The organism is Coprococcus sp. ART55/1, from assembly GCF_000210595.1.
GTDB lineage: Bacteria > Bacillota > Clostridia > Lachnospirales > Lachnospiraceae > Coprococcus > Coprococcus aceti.
Map to the genome: position 1 here is coordinate 3,024,230 of NC_021018.1, position 5,104 is coordinate 3,029,333.

4 protein-coding genes and 1 pseudogene are annotated in these 5,104 nt (G+C 43.0%); all 5 read right to left on the reverse strand.

Translation table 11 applies throughout. The features are described from left to right. A pseudogene (locus CCU_RS13590) lies at positions 1-606 on the reverse strand (sensor histidine kinase); the annotation flags it as partial. A 58-nt stretch (positions 607-664) separates the two neighbouring features. Further along, a complete protein-coding gene (locus tag CCU_RS13595) occupies positions 665-1,327 on the reverse strand; it encodes a response regulator transcription factor (RefSeq protein ID WP_015535044.1) in 663 nt (220 codons plus the stop codon). A gap of 235 nt (positions 1,328-1,562) precedes the next feature. Further along, a complete protein-coding gene (locus tag CCU_RS13600; protein WP_015535045.1) occupies positions 1,563-2,780 on the reverse strand; it encodes a 2-hydroxyacyl-CoA dehydratase in 1,218 nt (405 codons plus the stop codon). 286 nt (positions 2,781-3,066) lie between these two features. After that, positions 3,067-3,909: a radical SAM protein gene (locus tag CCU_RS13605; RefSeq protein WP_015535046.1), complete on the reverse strand. Its 843-nt coding sequence runs from the start codon at positions 3,907-3,909 to the stop codon at positions 3,067-3,069. Positions 3,910-4,119: 210 nt separating this feature from the next. Continuing rightward, positions 4,120-5,104: pyruvate formate lyase family protein (locus CCU_RS14870; protein WP_305803649.1), on the reverse strand; the 985-nt coding region annotated here is incomplete at its 5' end.

The following is a 5,104-nucleotide window of genomic DNA, read 5'->3' on the forward strand; positions in this document are numbered from 1 at the left end:
CAGCACATCCTTGTTCTTCACAGCCACCCTTCCGATGACACTCTTAAGATTTGTCTCGGCAAATCTGTAATCTGCCGATGCATGCTCCGCCCTCACATAGTAGAGAACCTGATCCGCATACGCGTCAAGCCTTGCGACCTGTTCCTCGTATTTTCTCGGGATCACATCCCTGTTGTTGTGGCACATGAGCACCAGACTGGCTATCGGAAGCTTGATCTCGTGAACCCAGATCTCTATAAAGTCCTTGAAATCTTCCACGCTGTCCCTGTACTTTCTCACATTCTCAGTCATAGACTTGTTGATGTCGTACATAGCTGAATACACCAGCTTGCCCTCGTAGAAGTCAGGCTCGTCCAAAGTGTCAAGTATGAGATACTTCTGATCCAGTTCATCCAGATGTCCGACCAGACTGTTGTAGAACTTATATTTTCTCAGATAATCGAAAGCGATAACCGAGACGACAAATATCACAGCCACGATCACGAACATAATTCTCATCTGTAACTGTGAGTGAAATGCCATCATGAGCAGATATGTGAATATCACAAATCCCGCATATCCCGCAATTATTCCAAGTTTATCCTTTATATACAAGCCAAATTTCATTTTGCCAAATTACTCCAATCTTTTGTCGCTGTAAATGATATATAATCCCACTTACCTGTCATACAAGTCGGTATCCCTGCTTCTTCCTGGTCTCTATGGCATCATCATATCCAAGATCCGCCAGTTTCCCCCTGAGCCTGCTTATATTTACTGTGAGCGCATTGTCATTTACAAACTCGTCATTGTCCCACAGGTCTGTCATGATCTCATCCCTCGACACTATCTTTTCCCTGTTGGCAAGCAGCAGCTGGAATATGATCATCTCATTCTTGGTGAGAACCATCTCCTGATCACCTTTGCTGATTGTCCCCTTGCTGAAGTTGACCTCCGCATCTCTGTATGATGCTGTATTCTGGCTGCCCTCCATGCGCTTGAGCACCGCCGCTATCCTAAGCAGAAGTATCGTCGGATTGTACGGCTTTGTTATATAATCATCCGCGCCATAACTCATGGACAGCACCTCATCCATCTCGGAAGTCCTGCTTGTAACCATGATGATAGGCACATCAGATTCCTTTCGTATCTCCTTCACTAGGTTTCTGCCGTTTATCCCCGGAATATTGATATCCATGAGCACCAGATTCGGTGCCGCTTTCAATATATCGTTCTTTGTATTGTCAAAGTTCTTAAGACTCTCAGCCTCATAGCCCTCATTCTCAAGTATCTGCACTAGCTCATCACATATGCTCTCGTCATCTTCAACAACAAATATCTTTTTCATCTTTATTTCTCCATTTTCTATTTTCCATTTAGGCAATTACGAAACCCTTAATCTATTCAACATGCAAGAAGATGTTTAGCATTACCAAATCAGGGGAATACGAAGTCGCCGGTACTTAGATGGCACGTTAGTGACATCTTTAGTACCGTTGCAGACTGAGTTAAGCGAGAGCGACCCCTGATTGGTATGCTAAAACATCTCTTGCACATTCAGCGTATTTAAGTTTCGCAATTGCCTATTTCCCCATTTTAAGTGGCATGTCCACCAGCATCCTCGCCCTGTTGTAAACATTCAGCTTTGAACCACTGGAATCCACATCACAGCTCACTATCATGCCCTGCGGCAGTTTCTTCTGAAGTGAAGGGTACAAACCTCTTCCACATGTGTGATTAGGCATACAGCCAAATGGCTGAACCGCCAAAACCTTTGGACACTCATGGAGTATGTGTCCCGTAATCTCCGCGCCGATGAGCCAACCATCCCCGGTTTTGTATCCCCAGCTCACATACCCTTCAGCCTCACGCTTCATCGTGAAGAAATCCTCCATGGTATAGAACCCATATTTTCTAAGCGCCTCTATCATTGCTCTCTGCAGGCTGCCGAAGAACTTCAGCCCCGCCTTGTAAAGCAGAGATTCAAATGTCATATTGTCCGTGAGGTGTGAATCCATATAGTACATGGCATACCATGAAAGTCCATTTGTATGACTCTCACATCCATTTGACTCAAGGAACTTTATCATATTCCAGTTTCCCAAGTGGCAATATTTTATGTACAGTTCCCCAACTATCCCAACACGCTGTTTTCTTTTATCATTCAGCCTTATCCTTGAAAAATCCCTGGCTATCCTGTCGAAATTTTTCTTCATCTTTCCAAGTGTCAGATTCTTTCCCTCTTTCAGATCTCTGGACAGGATATCTATCCACTTCTGCCAAACCTTTTGCGACTGCCCCTTTTTCACCTCATTTGGCCTTGTCTGATTGAGGAGCAGCATGAGTATATCTCCGTAGAAAAGTCCGAACAGTGCTCTCCACACCATGAATGGCTGCACACGCATCTGACAATTCTTCTCCAACCCCTTAACATTCAGGGATAGTATCTTTGCCCTGTCAAATCCAGCCTTTCTCACCGACTCCTTTAACACATGTAAGTAGTTGGCTCCCCTGCATGCATCCCCCGCCGTCGGCATGAGAAGTCTTGTCCGTATGATATCATATTTGCCTGACTGCAGTGCATCTATCATCTGCCCGGCATTTAACACTATCGGATAGCACATATCATTGTTCACGTACTTAAGTCCCACATCCGTGATATGATCCTCATTTGACAGTATGACCGGATGATAATCCCTTGAATAAAAGGCGTATTTTATCAGAGGAAAATGCGCATCCAGCATGGCAGGGATCAGCAGTACATATTTTTCATCCCATGCGTTCTCGTCTATCTTATACATAATTTACTCCCCCATATACTTTGCAGTGATATAACGTGTTTGTAGCACTTTAATTATATATTATAACTTCTTTTGCATGCACATAGCCACTGTTTACTAATTAATTATGTTAAACTTATTTGTTGATATAACAAAGACACAGGTACTATATAAAATGTCACACCCGTTACAACGGTTTTAACATCTTATATAGCACCTGTGTCTCAATACAAATATTTTTATACACTGCTACAGCATCGACTGGGAATTGAACTATCGATGATTTTCCCGGTTCTTGTTCTTAAATTTATTCCAGAATACTCTTTGCAAGCTTCTGCTCCTCATCAGTAGGCGGGTCGATTCCCTCAAGCTTATATGGTATTCCAAGTCTCTCCCACTCAGTGATTCCGAGCTTGTGATATGGAAGTACCTCAACTTTATCGACAGTCTTGAGAGTATCTATGAACTCCTTTGTCTTCTTCAGATCATCCTCATCAGTTGTGATGGTTGGTACCAGTACGTGTCTGATCCACATATGCTTACCCTGATCTGACAGATACTGTGCAAGATCAAGTATATTGCTGTTGGAGAATCCTGTGAGATCTCTATGCTTGTCATCATTGATCTGCTTGATATCGAGCAGGAACAGATCTGTGAGGTTCATCAGCTCATTGAACTTGGAGAAGAATGGCTCCTCCCTTGTAAATGGATTGCCGGCTGTATCTATTGTTGTATGAATACCCTCAGCCTTTGCAAGCTTGAAAAACTCGATGAGGAAATCCATCTGAAGCAGCGCCTCACCACCGCTCACTGTTATACCACCGCCGTTTTTCCAATATGGCTTATAGCGGAGCGCCTGCTTTAACAGATCCTCAGGGGTCCTCGCCTCGATCTTGACGCCCTTATCCTTCAGCAGCTTTGTATTCTCTTCTATCTTCTTCTCAAGTTCTTCTCTCTCAGCATCGCTTGTTTCATCTGAGTAAAGCTTACTATAGTCTGTCACAAGATTCCATGTCTCTGGGTTGTGACAATATTTACATCTCATCTTGCAGCCCTGTAAAAAAACTACAAATCTTATGCCTGGACCATCTACTGCTCCAAAGCTCTCTGTCGAATGGACATATCCTAAAACCTGTTTCTTTTCAGACATATTTCACCTCTAAGTTCTTCCTATTCAAATACAACTCTCAATTAATGAAAGTAATTACAAACAAAACTACATGTCTATTATCTCTTATAAAAATGATATAAATACATATTCTTAAAAAAAGTCCCGGAGAGGTTATCCCCGGGACCATGGTTCTTGTTATATCTGACAAAGCATCTATAACTTCACTGAAAATCCAGCGTCAGCTAAGAATTAAAGTGAGTCATGGAATGTTCTGTTGATAACATCGAGCTGCTGCTCACGTGTAAGTGATATGAACTTAACAGCATATCCTGATACACGGATTGTGAAGTTAGCGTACTCTGGCTTATCTGGATTCTCCATAGCATCAAGGAGCTTATCCTTACCAAATACGTTTACGTTCAGATGATGAGCGCCCTGATCGAAGTATCCATCCATTGCGCTTACAAGCTTTGTAGCTCTCTCTTCCTCATCATGTCCAAGTGCTGATGGGTTCATTGTCTGTGTATTTGAGATACCATCCAGTGACCACTCATAAGGAATCTTTGCAACAGAGTTAAGTGATGCAAGAAGTCCTGATGTCTCAGCGCCGTAGCTTGGGTTAGCACCTGGTGCAAATGGTGTCCAAGCACGTCTTCCATCTGGAAGGTTACCTGTGTACTTACCATAAACTACGTTAGACGTGATTGTAAGGATAGATGTTGTAGGCTCTGAATTACGATATGTGTGTCTCTTCTTGATGTCTGTAAGGAACTCATGAAGAAGCCATACACCGATGTTATCAGCTCTGTCGTCATCGTTACCATACTTAGGGAACTCGCCTTCGATCTCGAAGTCCTCAGCAAGTCCTGTCTCTGCGTTACGGATAACCTTAACCTTAGCGTACTTGATTGCTGACAGTGAGTCGATTACGTGTGAGAATCCAGCGATACCTGTTGCAAATGTACGACGTACATCTGTATCGATAAGTGCCATCTCAGCTGACTCATAGTAGTACTTGTCATGCATGTACTGGATGAGGTTAAGAATATTTACATAAAGTCCTGCTAACCAGTCAAGCATCTTCTTGTACTTAGCAAGTACTTCATCATAGTCAAGGTACTCTGATGTGATAGGTGAGTACTCTGGACCTACCTGCATTGGCTTACCAGTCTTCTTGTCAAGGAACTTCTCATCCTTACCACCATTGATAGCGTAAAGAAGACACTTAGCAAGG